At 75.1% G+C, this 567-nt stretch carries 1 protein-coding gene; it reads left to right on the top strand.

From position 1 onward, the window contains the following. Window positions 1–567, top strand: a 567-nt coding sequence (locus RCG67_RS17195; protein ID WP_368828022.1) for a baeRF2 domain-containing protein, incomplete at both ends; no start/stop codon positions are given.

The following is a 567-nucleotide window of genomic DNA, read 5'->3' as shown; positions in this document are numbered from 1 at the left end:
TCGACGTCCTGCCGGAGAACATCTGCCGGGAACTGGAGCGGCAGGGAGCGGCCCGGGCGGACCTCGCCGCGGTGGAGGCCGCGGTGCGGCCGGCGGAGGGCCTGCCGGACCCGGTGAGCCGGTTCCTCGTGGTGCGCGACGGCACCGTGGAGATCGACGAGGTGCTGCCCGGGCCGCTGGCCGGGCCCGGCGTGGTCAGGGTGGACGCGGCCCCGGACCTCACCCCCCTGTTCCGCCACCGCCCCGACGACTTCCCCTACATCGTCGCCGAGGTCAGCCGGGACGGCGGCGAGATCCGGCTGCAGCGCGCCAGCGGGCGCAGGGCCGAGGGCGAGCAGCAGATCGAGGGCGAGACCAACCACATCAACAAGTTCCCCGGCGGCGGCTGGTCGCAGGCGCGCTGGCAGCGCCACACCGAGGTCGTGTGGCGGCGCAACACGGAGCAGGTCGCCGAGCAGGTCGACAAGGCCGTCGCCGAGAGCGGCGCCCAGCTCGTCGTCCTCGCCGGGGACATCAGGGCGCGGGGCCTCGTGGAGGAGCAGCTGTCCAAGGCGGTCCAGCCCCTCG

It is taken from the genome of Kocuria cellulosilytica, assembly GCF_040981245.1.
Classification (GTDB): Bacteria; Actinomycetota; Actinomycetes; order Actinomycetales; family Micrococcaceae; genus Kocuria; species Kocuria cellulosilytica.
This window is presented reverse-complemented; position numbering and strand designations above follow the sequence as displayed.